The 19,464-nt window shown below is 59.9% G+C and carries 15 protein-coding genes; 8 read left to right on the top strand and 7 right to left on the bottom strand.

Annotated elements, in window-relative coordinates; genetic code table 11:
* Positions 1 to 208 precede the first annotated feature (208 nt).
* The 7 genes from G449_RS0112970 to G449_RS0112940 all read left to right on the top strand — a co-directional run bounded on the left by G449_RS0112970 (position 209) and on the right by G449_RS0112940 (position 8,836).
* Positions 209 to 1,528, top strand: a complete 1,320-nt coding sequence (locus tag G449_RS0112970) for an aminotransferase class I/II-fold pyridoxal phosphate-dependent enzyme (protein WP_022659748.1) — start codon at positions 209 to 211, stop codon at positions 1,526 to 1,528.
* 174 nt (positions 1,529 to 1,702) lie between these two features.
* Entirely contained in the window at positions 1,703 to 3,070 is a 1,368-nt protein-coding gene (locus G449_RS17165; protein ID WP_022659747.1) for a glycosyltransferase family 4 protein, read from the top strand.
* Entirely contained in the window at positions 3,067 to 4,086 is a 1,020-nt protein-coding gene (locus tag G449_RS0112960) for a polysaccharide deacetylase family protein (protein WP_022659746.1), read from the top strand. The genes G449_RS17165 and G449_RS0112960 overlap by 4 nt, the downstream gene beginning before the upstream one ends.
* A 118-nt stretch (positions 4,087 to 4,204) precedes the next feature.
* Positions 4,205 to 5,563 (top strand): glycosyltransferase family 4 protein, encoded by a 1,359-nt coding sequence (locus G449_RS17160; protein WP_022659745.1) that lies wholly within the window; start codon positions 4,205 to 4,207, stop codon positions 5,561 to 5,563.
* Entirely contained in the window at positions 5,551 to 7,467 is a 1,917-nt protein-coding gene (asnB, locus tag G449_RS0112950; protein WP_022659744.1) for an asparagine synthase (glutamine-hydrolyzing), read from the top strand. Before G449_RS17160 ends, asnB begins: the two co-directional genes overlap by 13 nt.
* Before the next feature lie 91 nt (positions 7,468 to 7,558).
* The gene (locus G449_RS0112945) at positions 7,559 to 8,419 is read left to right on the top strand and encodes a zinc metalloprotease HtpX (RefSeq protein WP_022659743.1); all 861 of its coding nucleotides are present in this window, start codon (positions 7,559 to 7,561) and stop codon (positions 8,417 to 8,419) included.
* A 21-nt stretch (positions 8,420 to 8,440) separates the two neighbouring features.
* The gene (locus G449_RS0112940) at positions 8,441 to 8,836 is read left to right on the top strand and encodes a DVU_2496 family lipoprotein (RefSeq protein WP_022659742.1); all 396 of its coding nucleotides are present in this window, start codon (positions 8,441 to 8,443) and stop codon (positions 8,834 to 8,836) included.
* Between the two features lie 80 nt (positions 8,837 to 8,916).
* Here the strand turns inward: G449_RS0112940 and G449_RS0112935 are convergent, their stop codons facing one another.
* From G449_RS0112935 to G449_RS0112905, 7 genes are all read right to left on the bottom strand, one after another.
* Positions 8,917 to 9,780, bottom strand: coding sequence for a class I SAM-dependent methyltransferase (locus G449_RS0112935; protein WP_022659741.1), 864 nt, complete (start codon positions 9,778 to 9,780; stop codon positions 8,917 to 8,919).
* Between the two features lie 270 nt (positions 9,781 to 10,050).
* The gene (gene argJ, locus G449_RS0112930) at positions 10,051 to 11,238 is read right to left on the bottom strand and encodes a bifunctional glutamate N-acetyltransferase/amino-acid acetyltransferase ArgJ (protein ID WP_022659740.1); all 1,188 of its coding nucleotides are present in this window, start codon (positions 11,236 to 11,238) and stop codon (positions 10,051 to 10,053) included.
* Between the two features lie 222 nt (positions 11,239 to 11,460).
* Complete coding sequence (fusA, locus tag G449_RS0112925; RefSeq protein ID WP_022659739.1) at positions 11,461 to 13,539, bottom strand: elongation factor G; 2,079 nt, start codon at positions 13,537 to 13,539, stop codon at positions 11,461 to 11,463.
* Between the two features lie 102 nt (positions 13,540 to 13,641).
* Positions 13,642 to 14,112, bottom strand: coding sequence for a 30S ribosomal protein S7 (gene rpsG, locus G449_RS0112920; protein ID WP_022659738.1), 471 nt, complete (start codon positions 14,110 to 14,112; stop codon positions 13,642 to 13,644).
* Positions 14,113 to 14,222: 110 nt separating this feature from the next.
* On the bottom strand, positions 14,223 to 14,594 hold the full coding sequence (rpsL, locus tag G449_RS0112915) for a 30S ribosomal protein S12 (RefSeq protein ID WP_008683436.1): 372 nt from the start codon (positions 14,592 to 14,594) through the stop codon (positions 14,223 to 14,225).
* Positions 14,595 to 14,778: 184 nt separating this feature from the next.
* The gene (locus G449_RS0112910; protein ID WP_022659737.1) at positions 14,779 to 15,123 is read right to left on the bottom strand and encodes a DMT family transporter; all 345 of its coding nucleotides are present in this window, start codon (positions 15,121 to 15,123) and stop codon (positions 14,779 to 14,781) included.
* A gap of 122 nt (positions 15,124 to 15,245) precedes the next feature.
* Complete coding sequence (locus G449_RS0112905; protein WP_022659736.1) at positions 15,246 to 17,909, bottom strand: valine--tRNA ligase; 2,664 nt, start codon at positions 17,907 to 17,909, stop codon at positions 15,246 to 15,248.
* A gap of 28 nt (positions 17,910 to 17,937) precedes the next feature.
* On the opposite strand from G449_RS0112905, the gene G449_RS0112900 reads away from it, so the two are divergent.
* Positions 17,938 to 19,392: a BPL-N domain-containing protein gene (locus G449_RS0112900; RefSeq protein WP_022659735.1), complete on the top strand. Its 1,455-nt coding sequence runs from the start codon at positions 17,938 to 17,940 to the stop codon at positions 19,390 to 19,392.
* Positions 19,393 to 19,464 lie beyond the last annotated feature (72 nt).

Raw genomic sequence — 19,464 nt, 5'->3', positions numbered from 1 at the left:
GTCCAGCCAGTGCCCGCAAACTCTTTTACCGCGCAGCCAATAGAACAGCACTGCCTGCAAAGCTTTCAACAGAGCCGCCCCACACGCGACTTGCCATAACATCTTACTTTGGCTATACTGACTCCTTACAGTGTTGCGCCTGCCGGATTTCGGCCCTCATCTGGCCCACCAGGCACGGCTTTTTTGGACAAATTTACGAGGACGAGGCATGAAGAACAACCATTCCTATCAGGCTGGCCAAGAGGCGGTGCAAACTCCCGACGCCGCCGAAAACAGCGCTTCCGGATTTAACCGCACGCGTTCCAAGCTCGCCTTTGATCGGCTTGTGGAAATGGGAGCCAAGATGGGGATGGAAAATCCTCTGTTTCTTTGCCATGAGCGCGCGGCCAAAGCCACCACGTTCATTGCCGGCAAAGAATATCTCAATTTTTCCACGTACGACTATCTGGATATCAACGCTCACCCCGAGATCACCTCGGCCGTCAGCGAAGCGGCTGCCATTTACGGCACCTCAGCTGGCGCCAGCCGCCTGGTCGGCGGCGAACGTCCGCCCCACCGTGAGCTTGAGCGTGCCTTGGCCGACCTGTACGGGGTGGAAGACTGCATCATCTATGTGAGCGGCCACGCCACCAACGTCTCGACCCTTGGCTTTCTTTTCGGCCACCGCGACGCCATCTTCCATGACGGTCTGGCCCACAACTCGCTGGTGCAGGGCGCGCGTCTCTCCGGCGCATCGCGCTACTCATACGCCCACAACGATTGCGATGCCCTTGAAGAAATGCTCAAGGCCAAACGTGGTGAACACAAGCGCGCCGTTATCGTTACCGAAGGCCTGTTCAGCATGGACGGCAACATCCCCGATCTGCCGCGCATCATTGAACTGAAGAAACGTTACGACTGCATGCTGCTTGTGGACGAAGCCCACTCCCTTGGCGTGCTTGGCGCAACGGGCCGTGGCGCGCACGAGCATTTCAATATTGATCCCACCGATGTGGACATGTGGATGAGCACGCTCTCCAAATCCATGTGCGGTTGCGGCGGCTTTATTGCCGGCAGCCACGAGCTGATCGAATTTCTCAAGTACGGTTCGCCGGGCTTTGTTTTCAGCGTGGGCATGCCCCCCATTATCGCCGTGGCCTGCCACAAGGCTCTGGACATCATGCTGCGCGAACCAGAGCGGGTGCACAAGCTGCAGAAGATTTCGCACTTCTTTGTGGACTACGCCGCCAGCATTGGCCTTGATACGGGCGCGGCCCAGGGCTATGCCGTTGTGCCGGTCATGGTGGGCGACCCCATGGTTGCGGGCTTTTTGTCCAACGCACTGTTCAAGCGCGGCATCTATGTGATGCCCATCACCTTCCCTGCTGTTAAAGAAGGCACTGACCGTCTGCGTTTCTTCCTTTCCGCAGCCCATACGGAAGGACATATCCGCACTGCGCTGGATGCCGTGAAGGAAGAAATCCCCAAGGCCTGGGCCATTGTGGACGACTACAAGCGCCAGAACGCCAGCGAGAGCGGGCAGGCGTAACTTCATAGCGACCCGTGTTGCGTGGTCGAACTGTCGCTTGAGCGGGCGTTACATCGCCCGCTTGAGGATCGCAACTGTGCGATTGTGAGACATGTTCGCATTTTCGGGCAGATGGAACCTCCGTCTGCCGTGCCGGGCCAAGTGGCCCGGCTCTTGTTTGCAGCGGAGAAAACCATGACGCATATTGATGGCGCAGAAGCAGAGCAGAGCGCATCACAACCGAAAATAGACGCCTTGCCGGTTGTTGCCTATGTTCTGCTTTGGTTTCCCCTCTCCTCCGAAACGTTCATCTTTCGCGAGGTTGTGCAGCTTATGGCGCGGGGATTGCCTGTGCGCGCCTATACTATGTATGGTAAAAGCCTGAGCGGCTGTAGCGAAGAAATGCGCAAGTTTACCGGGCCTGTGGAACGCATGGGCGTTGGCGGCACAGTGCGCATTCTCCGGGCTTTCATACGTGCGCTTTCACGCAATCCGCTCAAGGTATGGGGCCTCATGCGCAAGGGGTTTTTCCATCGCATGCGCAACATGGAGTCCCTGGGTGAAAATCTGTGGTGCTTCATGGCAGGCTTTTTGCTGGCCGAATTGTGCGTGAGGGATGGCGTCAAGCTTATCCACTCCCCGTGGGCCAACGGCCCGGCAACGGCATCATGGGTGGCTTCGCGCCTCACGGGCATTCCCTTTGCCTTTACGGGCCGCGCTGGCGACATCTACCCGGAGGACGGCCTGCTGCGGGAAAAATCCGCAGATGCGCTCTTTATCCGCACCAACAACCACGCCAATGTGAGCTGGCTACGCAAGTTCTGCCCTGTCGGGCAGGAATATAAAGTGCACGCCATTTACAACAGCCTTACATTTACCCCCAAGGGGCAGTGTGCAGTCAGCATGCGCCCCCCATACCGCCTGCTGGCGGTGGGACGCTTTGCGCGCACCAAGGGTTTTCCCGACCTGCTCTCCGCCATGGCGCGCCTCCAGAGAGAAAACGTGCCTGTGAGCCTGACCCTCGTGGGCAACGGGCGCTGGCGGCTCAAGCTCATGGGTATGCGCGACCGGCTGGGCCTTAAAAGTATTGTGCACATGCCGGGCTTTATCCCGCACGACCAGATATGCGGCTACATGCTCGACCACGACATGCTCATCATGCCGAGCGTTGTCCATTCCAACGGCGACCGCGACGGCATCCCCAACGTGATCATGGAAGCCCTCTCGCACCGCATGCCCGTCATTGCCACAGACGTGTGCGGCATCTCCGAAGTAATCATCAACGGAGAAACCGGCCTGCTTACCCCGCAACGCAACCCGCGCGCTCTTGCCGATGCCGTACGGCATATGGTTGAAGACCGGGAGCACGCAAGCCGCATGGCCGAGGCAGGCCGCGCCCGCGTTGAAAAAATGTTTGACCGGGAAAACAACATCACGGCCTTGCTGCGCCTTTATGTGGATGAAAGCCATCGTTACTGGAGCCATTCCGGCGGACAAACCGGAAGCACCGCGGGGGACGGCATCCCCGCCGCCATGAAAGCCGGAGCGGCAGGTCACGCATGAGCGTCAAACAGCCGCTCTATCTGGCCGTCAGTCTGGACGTTGAAGAAGAAGGCCTCTTTGGCGGACACTACGCCCGCCGTGGCTTTTCCACGCGCAACACCTCCAGCTTGAGGGCCTTGGCCCCTTTCTGCACTATGGGCGTACGCCCCACCTTGTTCTGCGCCCACAGCGTGCTGGCGGATAAAACATCCCACGAGACCCTGGCATGGCTGCGTGACGAGCACCATGCGGAAATTGGCGCGCACCTGCACCACTGGAACACGCCGCCTCTGGCGCTTGACGGGTCGGAGCAAACCCTGCCCGACATGGCCGACAGCGTACCCGCTGCAGCACTGTCCAACACCCTGTTCGCCGCCAAACTCGCTGCGCTTATGGAGGCTGGCCGGGCAGTGCAGAGCGCGCCGCTCACTTCCTTCCGCATGGGCAGATGGGATCTGCACCGCCAGCACTGGCCCCTTCTGGCCGCCGCAGGCATTCTTTGCGATGCCTCGGTGCGCCCCCTGCACTGCGCGCCCACGCCAATGCAGGGCCCCAACCATTTTGACGCGCCAGGCACTCCATACTGGGTTTCGGTGGGAAACGACAGAATTTTTGAAGTTCCCCTCACAGTGACCCCTCTCGTTCCGCAGCTTCCGGCCCTGTTGCGCAGCGTGTCCGGCCCGGCTGGCAAAAAAATTCGCGCCAGCCTGAAAAACTGGGGAGCGCTGGCTCTGCTGCCAGTTTACCATCCCCTGTGGGCCATGTGCGCCATTACAAAAATCTTTGCGGCCCGTGGCGGACGGGTGCTTTCCCTGACCTGGCATTCATCAGAAATGATGCCCGGCGGCACGCCTCACCTGCCTGACGCCGCAGCCGTGGCGCGCTTCACGCGCAAAGTTGCAGACTGGCTCAACTGGCTGCACAGGCATTACAGTGTGCGGTGCGTGACCATGGACGAACTGCGCTGCGAGCTTGGGCCAACAGCCCCCACCCTGCTGGGCAAGGGCGACTGGACCGGCGGGCCTGCCACCCCATAGCACGATTTTTCAAGAGAAATTTTACAAGTAAACCTTGATCATACATGCACAAAGAGACGGCGACAGCATTAATACCCAGCAACCAGCTGAGAAAGGCCCGCCGCATTTGGAGACAACCATGACGGAAACCAGCACCAAGGCCTCCCGCCCCGTATTCAAGACGGGCCTGCCCCACGTGGCCTATGTTCTGCTGTGGTATCCGCTGTTTACACAGCCCTTTATCTTCAGGGAAGTGGAAGGCCTCAAGGGGCTTCTGCCGCTTTCCGTCTACAGCCTGTACGGCCCCAACCTGCGCCACTGTTCCAACGAAATGCGGGCCGTAGCCGGAGAAACACGCACCTACGGCATGCGCGCTCTGGGGCGTGTGCTGGGTGAATGCTTCCGGCAGATTGCGCTGCACCCGCTGCGTACCGGACGCCTCTTCCGCAGGGCCATCTTCCGCCGCTGGCGCAGCTGGGAAACGCTGGGGGAAAACCTTTGGGCATTCTGCGCCGGCATGTACCTGGGCCGCCTTTTCAGCGAAGCCGGCATAGACATGGTCTACGCTCCCTGGCCGCGCGGCACTGCCACAGCTGCCTGGGTTGCCTCGCAGATCGCCGGATTGCCCTTTGCCACTGCCGCGCGCGGCGACAATCTGGAGCCAGCAGACCCGGACCTCGGCGACAAGCTGACCGCAGCCTTCTTTGTACGTGCCAACAACGAGGCGGACAAAACCCGTATCGAGGTTTTTGCCAAGGGGCAGGCCAAGGGCAAGGTAGAGCTGATCTACAACAGCCTGACCCTGCCGCCCTTGCCAGAAACTGAAACAGCCGCAAGCATCGCCGCACCCAAGGCACAGGAACATGCCCAGACACAGCAGCCCATGGAGCGCCCAGTGCGTCTTCTGGCTCTGGGGCGGTTTGACGTTACCAAGGGTTTTGACGTGCTGATCAAGGCCTGCGCCATCCTGCGCGACAGGGGCGTGGATTTCAGGCTTACCCTTGCTGGCGGCGGCGGCGCTGTTATGGGTCTTGGGCGTATGGAAGCCGAAATACTGCGCCTGCGCGAGGAGCTGCGGCTTGAAGACCGTGTGCTGCTGCCGGGCATTATTTCGCACAACGAACTGCCGCACATCCTGGCCGAGCACGACATTTTTGCAGCGCCCTGCGTGGTGCACGAATCTGGCCGCCGCGATGGCATTCCAAACACGGTTATTGAGGCCTTGGCCTACGGCCTGCCCGTGGTGAGCACCACGGTCAACGCCCTGCCTGAAGTGGTGATCAACGGTAAAACCGGCCTTGCCGTGCCGCCCAACGACCCCGAAGCTCTGGCTGATGCCCTGCAACGCCTTGCCGATGACGACGCCCTGGCTCAGGAACTGGCGCGCAACGGCAAACAGCTTGCGGCGGATATGTTTGACCCGACCCGCAACAATCGGCGTCTGGCAGATATTTTCATCAAACACTACACGATCTGGAAGCAAAAATGTGCGGTATAGCGGGCATTTGCCAAGTTGACGCCTCGCCTCTCACTCCCGAAGCCGGGCAGTGGGTCAAGGCCATGACCGATCGCATGTCCCATCGCGGCCCCGACGGTGAAGGACAGTGGAGCAGCGGCCCGGTCTGTCTTGGGCACAGGCGGCTCTCCATCATCGACCTTTCCGGCGGCGGCCAGCCCATGCACAGCGCCGATGGTCAGATGACCGTCACCTTCAACGGTGAAATATACAATTACGCCGAACTCAAGGAACAGTTGACCGCCCTTGGCGGACAATTTCAGACCAGTTCCGACACGGAAGTCATTCTTGAAGGCTACCGCATTTGGGGGCCGGACTGTCTGGCCCGCTTTGACGGCATGTTTGCCTTTGCCCTGTGGGACAACCAGCAGCGCCGTCTGTTCTGCGCCCGCGACCGCTTTGGCAAAAAGCCATTTTTCTATACCGTGCAGCACGGCAGGCTGTATTTTGCCTCCGAGCTGACCGGGATTGAACAGTTGCGCCATCTGAGCCTGACCATGAACCCGCAGGCCGTTATGCGCTATCTGGCCTACGAATATGTGCCCACGCCGCACAGCGTCTACACAGAGGTGCAGAGCCTGCCGCCTTCGCACATGCTGCTGCTGCAGGACGGCAATCTGAGCATTTCCCGCTACTGGGATATGCCCATGCCCGATGAATCCGACAGACGCAGCGACAATGAACTTTGCGAAGAACTGCGCTTTCTGCTCTCACGGGCGGTGCGCCGCCGTATGGTCAGTGATGTGCCGCTGGGCGTCTTTCTTTCCGGCGGCATTGATTCTTCCATTGTGGCGGGGCTCATGGCCCGCCAGTCTTCCACGGCCATCAAGACATTTTCCATCGGCTTCAGCGAGGCCAGCTACGATGAGTCGCGCTATGCCCGCATCGTGGCCAAGGCCTTTGCCACCGACCACCATGAACGCGTGCTTTCCGCCGAGGAATGCGCGGATACCCTGCCCGGCATCATCAGCCGCATGGACGTGCCCATGGCGGATGCGTCCGTGGCTCCCACATGGCTGCTTTCCGGCGTCACGCGCGAAAAGGTCACTGTGGCTCTTGGCGGCGACGGCGCGGACGAACTGTGGGCGGGGTACGAACACTATATCGGCTTCAAGGTTGCCCAGTGGTACAATGCTGCCCCCTCTGCGCTGCGCAAGGGCATCATAGAACCGCTCGCGCAATTGCTGCCTTCCTCTGCGGGGTACATCAACCCCCGCCTGGCCGTTGCAACATTCCTGCGGGCGGCGCATGCCCCGGCATGGCAGCGGGTGCAGACCATGCTCACGGCCTTTACGCCCGACATGCAGGAATCCATTCTGGATAGCGCTTTCAAGGCGCAACAGCCCGGTTTTCTTGCTCCCGAAGTTCTCTTTGCCCCCACGCGCGAACACTATGACCACTGGCAGCCGCAAAACGCCGCCACGCCGCTTGCCCGCGCTTTCCACGTGTATGCCCGCCAGTTCATGCTCGATGATATCCTGGTCAAGGTTGACCGCTGCTCCATGCTGCACAGCCTGGAGGTACGCGCGCCGTTCCTTGACAAGGACGCAGCGGAGTTTGCCGCACGCCTGCCTGTGAGCAGGAAACTGCACGGCTTCAAGCGCAAGTGGCTGCTCAAAAAGGCTTTTGCCGAACTGCTGCCTGATGAAATCCTGTACCGCAACAAACGCGGTTTCCAGATCCCTGTGGCAGAGTGGCTGCGCGGCCGCATGCGGCCCCTCATGGAAGACCTGCTGAGCGAATCCACCCTGAAGGCGCAGGGCATATTCAACCATCAGGCGGTTCGCGCCCTTATGGACGAGCATGTCTCCGGCAGGGCCGACCTGCGCAAGCCCCTCTGGACGCTGCTGGTCTTCCAGCTGTGGTGGAGGGCTCGCCATCCCTGAGCCTGCCCCGCTTGCCACCATCAACAGAGTGCTTATAATCAAAGAAGCATGCGGAAAACCCGCAGCTTAAATCTGCTTGAGAGGAAAATGCATGACCAGCCAGATCAAGACTGTTCTTCTGCTCGCCCTGCTTTCCGCCATTATAATCATGCTTGGCGGCCTGATGGGCGGGCGCACAGGCGTTATCTTTGCCTTTGGCCTAGCCCTGATCATGAACGTGGGCAGCTACTGGTATTCCGACAAGATAGTGCTTTCCATGTACCGCGCGCGCGAGCTCGCACCGGAAGAAGCACCATATCTGCACAAAATTGTGGAAGAACTTGCCCACAATGCGGGCATTCCCAAGCCGCGCATCTGCGTGGTGCCTGAAGAAGCTCCCAACGCTTTTGCCACGGGCCGCAACCCGGAAAATGCCGTTGTTGCCGTCACGGAAGGCATCATGCGCCTGCTCTCGCCCGAAGAACTGCGCGGTGTGCTGGCGCATGAAATCGGGCACATCGTCAACCGCGACATCCTTATTCAGACCATTGCGGGCGTTATGGGTTCCGCCATCGTAACCCTTGCCAATATCTTTCAGTTTACGGCTATCTTTGGCGGCAACCGGGACGAAGAAGGCGGCGGAACCAACCCCATTGCCGCCATTGCCATGGCCCTGCTGGCACCCATGGCTGCCGGGCTTATCCAGATGGCGATTTCACGCTCGCGAGAGTATCTGGCGGACGACACTGGCGCCGCACTTTGCGGTCAGCCGCTGGCCCTTGCCGGGGCGCTGAACAAGCTGGGCATGGCCAGCGGCCAGATCCCCATGCAGGAAGGCAACCCCAGCACTGAACAGATGTTCATTGTGACCCCCATGTACGCTCATGGCGGCATGGCAAGCCTCTTCAGCACCCATCCGCCCCTGGAAGAGCGCATTCGCCGTCTGCGCGAAATGGCCGCTTCGGGGCGCTGAAACCACAGCACAATGAGGTAGATGATGCACGTACGCCTTGTTTGCGCCGCCCTGTTGAGCCTTGCGCTGATGGCCTGTACCAGGGCGCAGCCAACGCAGGATACAGCGCCCCTTCCCCCGGTTGAGCCTTGCCCATTTGTGTACGTCTACGCCCCTGGCAACTACATTGTAGATATTGCCAGCGGCTCGGAAGTGATTCTTGACCCCGGCGTACAGGAGTTCGATCTTTTCTGCTCACCTGGCGAAGCACGGGCGGCCGTTAATGAAGCAGTGCGGCTCGGTGTTCTGACCGAGGGCGACTGGCGCATTTACCGGCTTGAGGGCTCCATGGAAGAGATCGGCCAACGGCAGCGTAACAACCAGCATACCCTCACCCGCATGACTCAGATTGTGGACTGGGTGGCTGAAGGTTTCTAAACGCCGCATATGAATGAAGTGCGAAAGCTCCGGGCATTTTCCATGTCCGGAGCTTTTTTGTCTGCACTGGCAATATGGGCTTAGTTTTTACGAAACACCATGGTCATCATATTGCCCCAGAATGGCGGCGACATCCCTTCCGGTTCATCACCCCTTTTTCTGGCTTCAATGGCCTTGTACAGCGTCTGAATGTCCCGTGGCGGGTCCGCGTAAGGAGTTTCCTCATAAAAGAAGGCCTGCCCGGCTGTGACGCAGCCCTGCGCAGCAAACTCTGCCGCCAGCGACTGCGGCGTGTACCCCACGCAATCACATGGGGTTAAACTGAAGCGAAATCTGTTGCGGTACACATGGTGGCAAAACGCTTCCATGTTGGGCTGCGCGGTCACGTACACATGGCCGCCAGGTGCGAGCAGGGAAGCCGCCTTGCTGAAAAAACTGCGCGGCGCATGCACATACTGCAATACACCGCGAAAAATAATCAGGTCGTAACCGGGGGCTAAGTCCAGATCTGGAAAATATCCCTCCTGAACAGGATACCGCTGCGCTGCCTTCAAAGCTGCTTCATGGCCAAATTCCACCCCGCTGCACTCGTGTCCGGCCGCCGCGAACCAGTCCAGAAACAGGCCATCCGCACAGCCCACATCCAGCACCCTTGCCCCGGGTTTCAGAAACTGCGCAATATACGCATAATCCACCGCGTACATGCGCTGCCGCAGGGCGCACTCCTCCTCCACTGCACTATGTTCACGATTTTGATAGTCCTGCCAGTAGGCTGACAAACCTTCGGGGTTAAGGCGATGGTCGCAATAGTACCCGCCACAAGCGCACTTTTGCGCCATGACTCCCTCGCCAGCCTCATAGACTACCTGACTCTGTCTGCTGCCACAGACAGGACAGGCGTCAACATTTTCCAGATAGCGCTGGTCAAAAAAATCTTCTTCCATAATTCCCTCCTCAAAAACACTAAAGCTCCTCTGGCCTGCCTGTCCAGCATGTCTGCGTGAACTGGAAGCAGAAATTATGACGTGCAGAAAAATCGTATCTGCATGCAGCATGGAAGGCGTAAAAGCATGTATGCATCCTTCCATGTCAGGCAAGTATCTGTGAAAATGCAGGAAGGATACAGCAAAATCCCCGCAACGCGCAGGTAATGCCTGATGCGGTGCGGGGCTTGATAATAAAGGTCAATGACAGTGTGAAGTGGTGGAGAAACCTTATGAACGGTAGTCAGAGTTCAGGGTCACGTATTCATGACCAAGGTCGGAAGCCTGAAAATTGTAGAAGCCGGAACCGCCACCCAGATCGATCTCCACCTGCACGTCCTTGGCCTTGAGCAGTTCGGCCAGGGCGTCTTCCTTGTCTTCATTGACAGGGCAGCCCAGGCGGAAACGCTCGATGCCGCACAGTTTCATGCTGACCTTGGAGGGGTCAAACTTTGCGCCGCTGTAGCCAACAGCCGTGACGATGCGGCCCCAGTTGGCATCGCCGCCGTAGATGGCGGTTTTTACCAGCTGTGAATGCCCCACGCTGCGCGCCACGGTGCGGGCATCGTCATCGCTGGCGGCTCCCGTCACGGTGATGTGGATAACCTTGCTGGCTCCTTCACCATCCATAACCAGCATATGCGACACAGTGCCCAGAATGTCGGTAAGCGCTTCTTCCAGCAGGGCCAGATCTGCCGCACTTTCAGCGGCAACGCCAGCCGCGCCGTTGGCAAGGCCCAGGATGGTGTCGTTGGTCGAGGTATCACCGTCAACGCTTACGCGGTTGAAGGTCTTCTCCACAGCACGCCCAAACATGGCCTGCCAGGGGTCGCGCGCCACCTTGGCGTCTGTAAGCGCCACGCAGAGCATGGTTGCCATGTTTGGGCAAATCATGCCCGCGCCCTTGGCCATCACGGTAAGGCGCACAGTGCCGCCTGCAAGCGTAACCTCGCGCATGGAAAATTTGGGAAAGGCATCCGTGGTCATGAAGGCGCGTGTAAAGCCCTCCGCATCGCGGGTGCCTATATTGCTGACCAGTTTGGGCACTGCATCAAGCCACAGATCCATCTTGAGATGCGCGCCCACAACGCCAGTAGAAAGGGGCAGGATCTCATCGGCCTCAAGCCCGGTAAGGCCAGCCACCATAGCCTGCGTGGCGCGACAGTTGGCAAGCCCCTCGGCACCGGTGCAGGCGTTGGCCTGACCGGAATTTGCCAGAACTGCGCGCGCTGTGCCCCGGCTTGCCAGTATCTCCTGGCACACCAGCACAGGTGCGGCCTTGAACAGGTTCTGGGTGAACATGCCCGCCAGCACGGCGGTTGTGTCTGAAACAATAATGCCAAGGTCGTCCCGGCCAGCCTTTTTGAAATTGGCAGCCGCAGCCCCAGCCCTGAAACCCTTTGGCAGATCGTCCTGCATCACCTACTCCATCACATCGTTGACTGTGCCGTGATGCCCCAACAGAGTGCGAAGCCTCACGCAATATAGCAAATCCAAGTTTCCGTTACAGCAGAATGCCCTTTTCTTGCCCCGCCAACAACAGCTAATTTCAGTGCCCGCCACAAGCAAGGCGGGGGAGAAAGCTTGCTGCTTCCTCCCCCGCCACATAAAGTCCTGAGCGGCTAGGCCGCCAGGCTCAGACTATGTACGGCTCTTCTGGATTTCTTCGGCAATGGCCTGGGGCACGCGTTCGTAGTGATCGAACTGCATGGTGAAGGTGGCGCGGCCCTGAGTGCGCGAACGCAGGTCAGTGGCATAGCCGAACATGGCGGAAAGCGGCACCTGAGCGCGCACGCTCTGCGCGCCGCCAGCGCGGGCTTCCATGCTCTGCACGCGGCCACGGCGGCCATTGAGGTCGCCCATGACGTCGCCGAGGTATTCTTCAGGCGTAACCACTTCCACGTCCATGATGGGTTCAAGCAGCACAGGGGTAGCCTTGCGCATGCCGTCCTTGATGGCCATGGAGCCAGCCACGTAGAAGGCCTGTTCCGAGGAGTCGACTTCGTGGTACGAACCGAAAATGAGCTTAACCTTCACGTCCACTACGGGGAAGCCAGCAAGCACACCGGACTTCAGCGCATCAATGATACCCTTGTCCACTGCGGGGATGTATTCCTTGGGAATGACGCCGCCGGAGATGGCATTGATGAACTCATAACCGTTGCCGGGGTTGGGTTCAACCTCGATGACAACGTGACCGTACTGACCACGACCACCAGACTGCTTGGCGTACTTGAGGTCCGACTTGGCAGGCTTGGAAATGGTTTCGCGGTAGGCAACCTGGGGCTTGCCCACGTTGGCGTTCACGCCGAATTCGCGGGTGAGGCGGTCAACGATGATTTCCAGGTGCAGTTCGCCCATACCGGCGATCAGTGTCTGGTTGGTTTCATCATCACCCTTCACGCGGAACGAGGGATCTTCCTTGGCCAGCTTGTTCAGAGCGGCGGAAAGAGCATCACGGTCAGCCTTGGTCTTGGGCTCGATGGCGACTTCAATAACCGGATCAGGAATGTTCAGCGATTCCAGAATGACTTCGCGCTTTTCATCGCACAGGGTGTCGCCGGTGGAGGCGTTCTTCAGGCCCACCAGAGCCACGATGTCGCCAGCGCCAGCCCATTTAACGTCTTCACGCTTGTTGGCGTGCATCTTCAGGATGCGGCCAATGCGTTCGCGCTTGCCGGTGTTGGCGTTGTACACGGTCATGCCGGATTCAAGGAAGCCGGAGTAAATACGGAAGAAGGACAAGTGACCGATGAAGGGGTCGGAGAAAAGCTTGAACACCAGACCGGCAAGGGGTTCCTTGTCGTCGCAATGGCATTCCACAATGTCTTCGGGCTTGCCAGCAACGTGGCCGGGCATGGCCGGGATGTCCACCGGAGAAGGCAGGTAGTCCACCACGGCGTCCAGCAGGGGCTGCACACCCATGTTGCGGAAGGCGGAACCCAGCAGCACCGGCACGATGTTGCGGGAAATGGTGGCCTTGCGGATGCAGGAGATGATTTCTTCTTCGGAAAGGGTCTCGCCGGCAAGGTACTTTTCGAGCAGGGCTTCGTCTTCCTCTGCCACGGCTTCCAGCATCTCGTGATGCTTTTCGTCGTAAAGATCCTTCATGTCGGCAGGCACGTCTTCAACGCTGAATTCCGCACCCTTGGAGCTTTTGTCAAAACGGATGGCATGCCCGCGCACCAGATCCACCACGCCTTCAAATTTGTCTTCGCTGCCGATGGGCAACTGCAACGGCACGGCCTTGGCGCCAAGGCGGTCGTGAATCATTTCCACGCAGCGGAAGAAGTTGGCGCCGATACGGTCCATCTTGTTCACAAAGCAGATACGCGGAACATTGTAGCGGTCAGCCTGACGCCACACGGTTTCAGACTGGGGTTCCACGCCGGCAACAGCGTCGAACACGCACACGGCACCGTCGAGCACGCGCAGCGAACGTTCCACTTCAATGGTGAAGTCCACGTGGCCGGGGGTGTCGATGATGTTAACGCGGCAGTCGTTCCAGAAGCAGGTGGTGGCGGCAGAGGTAATGGTAATGCCGCGTTCCTGTTCCTGCTCCATCCAGTCCATGGTGGAGGCGCCGTCGTGCGTTTCGCCGATCTTGTGGTTAACGCCGGTATAGAAAAGGATGCGTTCGGTGGTGGTAGTCTTGCCTGCGTCAATATGGGCCATAATGCCGATATTGCGCTGTTTGTTTACAGCAACGGTGCGGGACACGGTGTTTCCTCCATACTGCGGATGCGGTGTGGTGCAAAGCCGACGCCGCTTCCTTGCGGACGCGGCGTCGGGCTGAATTCAGATAAAAAACGGAAGGCCCTCTTACCAGCGGTAGTGAGCGAAAGCCTTGTTCGCATCGGCCATACGGTGCGTGTCTTCACGCTTTTTCACCGCGCCGCCGCGACCGTTGAAAGCATCCAGCAGTTCGGCGGAAAGTTTGGCAGTCATGCCTTTTTCACCGCGCGAACGGGCATAGTTGATAAGCCAGCGGATCGACAGGGAAACCTGACGTTCCGGGCGCACTTCCATGGGCACCTGGTAGGTGGCGCCGCCAACGCGGCGGGCCTTGACTTCCATGTGGGGCTTCACATTGTCCAGGGCCTTTTCAAAGGCGCGCATGGGTTCTTCGCCCGACTTTTCAGCCAGGGTCTCAAGGGAGCTGTAGAAAATCTTTTCGGCTGCACCCTTCTTGCCGTCGAACATAAGCCTGTTCACAAACTTGGTGACAAGGCGGCTGGAGTACAACGGATCGGGCAGCACTTCCCTCTTCGGGACAGGACCTTTACGGGGCATGGGGTTTCTCCTTCATGCTTGATTTGCGGCGGTACCAAACCCCGCGGCGACCGGCGCTCCCCAGGGGAAGCAGCCAGGCGGGCCGCATGGCACGCGCCGAAAGAATAAAACTACTTGGGACGCTTGGCGCCGTATTTGGAACGGCTCTTGCGACGATCGGCCACGCCGGACGTATCAAGGGTACCGCGCACGATGTGGTAACGGACACCGGGCAAGTCTTTTACACGACCGCCGCGGATGATGACCACGGAGTGTTCCTGAAGGTTGTGGCCTTCGCCGGGGATGTAGGCCGTAACTTCGATACCGTTGGTCAGGCGCACACGGGCGACCTTACGCAGAGCCGAGTTAGGCTTTTTCGGGGTGGTGGTGTAAACGCGGGTGCAAACGCCACGGCGCTGCGGGCAAGCCTGCAGGGCGGGGGTCTTCTTGCGCTTCACCACGGCCTTCCGCTCGATGCGGATAAGCTGGTTAATCGTGGGCATTATTTCCCTCCATATGGGATATTGCGCTCAAAAAAGAGCTTTTTGAACGACAGGACATAGCGTGTCCGTCGGGGCCTGTCAATAGGCAGGCCCCGACGGACACGCGCACAAAAAATTTATTTTTATACCAAAGGCTGACAAAAAAACAAGCTGTTAGCCAGCGGGCGGCATCAGTAAGTCCGTTTTAGTGGGGCATGGAGCCTGAAAAAAAATGTATGACAAGCACGCCAAGCACAATCAGCCCAAGGCCGAGGCAGGCGGCAAGATCAAGCTTCTGCCCAAAAACCAGCAAGCCCAGAAGCGAAACCAGCACAATGCCGATGCCGCTCCAGATGCCGTATGATATGCCCATAGGCACGACATTGAGCACCTTGGAAAGCAGGTAGAATGAAATGCCGTAGCCGAGCAGCGAAGCAAGGGTGGGCAAAAGGCGGCTCATGCCCTCTGAATGCTTGAGGCAGGCCGTGGCCCCCACCTCGACCAGAATGGCCGCTCCTAGCTGAACATATGCCAATGCGGCAGGAGTCATACCAACCTCTTTTGTATACAGGGGCAGCAAGGCCACCCGCAGGAACTGCGGCGCGGACAACAGGCAACCGCCCGTCGTCCGCGCCGCGTATAAAAACAGCAACCCGTCAGGGTTACAGACGATTACTCTTCGTTCAGGGCCTCGGCAAAGCGGGCACGCAGGGCCTGCATTTTTTCCTTGGCGTCCAGCAGCTTTTCGGCGCGTTCACGCTCGCGGGCCACCACATCCGCAGGAGCGCGGCTCACAAAGCTCTCGTTGCTCAGCTTCATGTTCACGCCCACCACGTCTTTTTCAAGCTTGGCGATTTCCTTGTCCAGACGTGCCAGCTCGCCGTTCAGATCCACAGCGCCCTTGAGGGGCACAATAACCTGGCAGCCTTCCACCACCGCAGAGGCCGAAGCCTTGGGCGCGTGTACATCCGCGCCGATGGTGAGGGTTTCAAGCCGCGCCAGAGTGGCCATGCACTGACTGTTGGCCTCGAGCAGTTCGGCCTGGGCCGCGTCCACAGGGTGCAGCATGAGGCTGACCTTGTGGCTGGGGCTGATGCCAAGCTCGGCCTTGATGGTACGCACTGCCACAATGATGCCCTGAATCAGCTCCATGCGACCGGCTTCCACCGGGCGCTGGCAGGCGGTGCGCGCTGCGGGATACAGCTCACGGGCGATATCTGTGGCCTTTTCGCCTGCCGACACGGGCAACGCGGCCCATATTTCGGCGGTCACAAAGGGCACGATGGGATGCAGCAGCACCAGCAGCTCGCGCAGGGCCAGCCACAGCACATACTGGGCCTCGGCCTTGCGTTTGGGATCTTCAGACTGCATGTCGGGCTTGATAAGCTCAAGATACCAGTCGCAGAACTCATTCCAGAGGAATTTGTAACCCAACTGCGCCGCATCGTTGAAGCGGTAGTCGGCCAGGGCCTTGTCCATGTCCTGCTTGACCACTTCAAGCCGGTGCAGCAGCCATTGGTGGTGCAGGCCGGGAACCGTCTCGGGAGCCACAGGGGCCGGGGCTTCTTCCGGCAGGTTCATGAGGGCGAAGCGGGCCGCGTTCCAGAGCTTGTTCACAAAGTGGCGGTAGCCCTCGATGCGCTCCTCGGAAAGACGGATATCGCGCCCCATGGCGGCAAAGGCCGTCAGGGTAAAGCGCAGGGCATCACAGCCGTATTTGTTGATCATTTCCAGCGGATCAATGACGTTGCCCGTGGATTTGGACATCTTGCGGCCAGAGGCATCGCGCACCAGAGCATGCAGATACACGTCCTTGAACGGCACTTCGCCCATAAAGTGGATGCCCATCATCATCATGCGGGCCACCCAGAAGAACAGGATGTCAAAGCCCGTCACCAGCACCGAGGTGGGGTACCAGCGGCGCAGATCCTTGGTGTCCTCAGGCCAGCCCATGGTCGAGAAGGGCCACAGCGCGGAGGAGAACCATGTGTCCAGCACGTCTTCTTCCTGCTTCAGCGCGCCGCCGCACTTGGGGCAGACTGCGGGGGCTTCTTCGGCCACCACCAGTTCGCCGCACGATTCGCAGTTCCATGCCGGAATGCGGTGCCCCCACCATATCTGCCGGCTGATGCACCAGTCGCGGATGTTATCAAGCCAGTGGTAGTAGGTCTTGAGCCACGTTTCGGGAAAAATCTTGGTCATGCCGGGCACGGCATCACGCGCGGCAGGGGCCATCTTGGTGGCGGCCACAAACCACTGCGTGGAAACGTGCGGTTCAACCACCGTATGGCAGCGGTAGCAATGGCCCACGGCGTGGTCGATTTCTTCAATGCCCTCAAGCTGCCCGGCGGCTTCGATATCGGCCACGATGCGGGTGCGGCATTCTTCCTTGGCAAGGCCCGCATAGGCCCCGGCCTCGGCGGTCATGACGCCGTTTTCGTCAATGGCCTTGAGAAAAACGAGATCGTGCTTCTTGCCCAGCATCCAGTCGTTATGGTCGTGGCAGGGCGTCACCTTGAGCGCGCCTGTGCCGAATTCGCGGTCAACATAGGCATCGGCGATAATGGGGATCTCGCGCCCAAGCACGGGAACCACGGCCTTTTTGCCTATGAGGGCGGTGTAGCGCTCATCTTCGGGATGCACGCAGATGGCGGTATCGCCGGGGATGGTCTCGGGCCGGGTGGTCGCAATGGTGATATGCCCGCTGCCGTCGGCCAGCTGGTAGCGCACCTTCCACAACTTGCCCCGACTCTGCTCGTGTTCCACTTCGTCATCGGCAAGAGCCGTATGGCAGCGCGAGCACCAGTTGATGATGTAGTCGCCCTTGTAAATCAGCCCTTCATTATAGAGCTGCACAAAAACCTTGCGCACGGCGGCGGAGAGGCCTTCATCCATGGTGAAGCGCAGACGCGTCCAGTCCACGGAATCGCCAAGGGCGCGCGCCTGATCAAGAATGCGGTGGCCGTATTCATCGCGCCATTCCCACACCCGGTTGATAAAGGCTTCGCGGCCCAGATCCTTGCGGCTCTTGCCTTCCTTGGCCAGGGCGCGTTCCACCACGTTCTGGGTGGCAATGCCCGCGTGGTCGGTGCCGGGCACCCAAAGCACGTTCTTGCCCTTCTGGCGGGCGTGACGACAGAGCACGTCAATAAGTGTATGGTTGAGCGCATGCCCTATGTGCAGCGCGCCCGTAACGTTGGGCGGCGGAATGACAATGGAATACGGCTCGCCGGGAGCGTCCGGATCGGGCGTAAAGGTTTTGTCATCTTCCCAGTGCTTGCGCCACCGGGCTTCAACGTCATGGGGCTCATAGCCCTTGGGTAGCGTATCCGCCATCTTGCTTTCTCCATGAAAGGCGGCGATAATGCGGTATATGTTTGCCGCACAGCCAATCTGCATTTTATGGGACGCGTCCCACATCTGGGGCCTCATGGCCTGGCGCGCTGTTCGCGCGCTGGGACTGCCCTGCCGCCTGGTTAAGGGACAAGAAATAGCCGAAGGCGCGTATTTAGGCAAGCCGGGGGGCGTCAGCCCCAATGGCGGCCCGCAACAGGGCGCAGCGGGCGTACGCCTGCTGCTGGTTCCCGGCGGCAACGCGCGGCTCAAGGCTGCGGCCCTCGGCAAGAACGGGCGCGAGGCCGTGCGCCAGTGGGTGGAACGCGGCGGCAACTATCTGGGCTTTTGCGGCGGTTCCGGCCTTGCCCTGACCCACCCAAACCCCGACCACGGCCTGAATATCTGCCCCTGGGCGCGGGCCGCTTATCCTGAGCGTCTGTACCATCTTATTTCCGGGCATGTGCGCGCCCACGTTGCCAGCGGGCATGAATTCTCGCCCCGCAGGCCCGCCGCGCCAGCCAGCCAGCCCGTGAACGGGCACAATGATACTGGCGCGACTCCCCCCCTGTGCCCCGGTATTCGCCGCGCTGCCGCACGTCAGGCCCAGAGCGGAGCAGCGCCTGAAATATTTTTTCCCTCGCTGCCTGTCTGGTGGCCGGGGCGCTTTGCACCTGAAAAAAAGGACAACGTCACGGTGCTGGCCTCCTACGGTTCGCCGGATGCGGACTTCTGGCTGGCGGATCTACCCCTGCAAAGCCTGCCCACGAAGGTTTTTTCTCACTGGCGCGACCTTTATGGCCTGAATCTTTCGGCAGATTTTCTTGAAGGTCAGCCCATGGCCGTGACCGGAACTTACGGGCAGGGGCGGTATGTGCTGAGTTATTCGCACCTTGAAACACCGCACAGCCCCGACGCCAACGCGTGGCTGGCCCAGTTGCTGCGCAGCATGACAGGCCTTGAGCCAACGCGCGAGGATGTGCCCCTGTGGCAGCTGCGCCACCCCTGCGCCGCATGGCCAGAAGGTTCGGGCGGCCCCCTGCTGGACGCTCTGCGCCACATGCGCGAGCTGCTTGATCTGGCAGTGGCCCACCACCTTTTCTTTGGGCGCACCCACTGGCTGTGGGGCTGGCGCACGGGCCTGCCCGGTGCGGCCTGCAACAACCTGCATGCGGCCCTGTGCACGGCGGCAAGCCTTGAGCCGTCTGCGGCGGCGCTGGCCTACTGGCAGCAGGTGGCCCCGCGCTTTGCCAAGCTCGAGGGCCTGTTTGCCGCCGGGGCGGAAGATTATTTTCTGGCCTGCCGCCTTGCGGAAACCCTCTCCCCCACAATGCCGGACGCCATTGACAAGCGCGGGCTTGACCACCAGCGGGAATCGCTGTTCGGGCACCCCATGAACGGCGGGGGCATTCTGGCCGAGCTTCTGGAAATGGTTGAAGAGCTTGTCTACCTTTCCCAGACCTCCATGCCCTGCGATCTGGCCTGATTCCGCTGCGCCCTGATCCGTCACGGCGTCATGCCCCGCCCGCCTCTGCGCGCCGCAAACGCTGGACGCCGA

Origin of the sequence: Desulfovibrio desulfuricans DSM 642 (assembly GCF_000420465.1) — a bacterium.
In the GTDB taxonomy this organism is placed as follows: domain Bacteria; phylum Desulfobacterota; class Desulfovibrionia; order Desulfovibrionales; family Desulfovibrionaceae; genus Desulfovibrio; species Desulfovibrio desulfuricans.
This window is presented reverse-complemented; position numbering and strand designations above follow the sequence as displayed.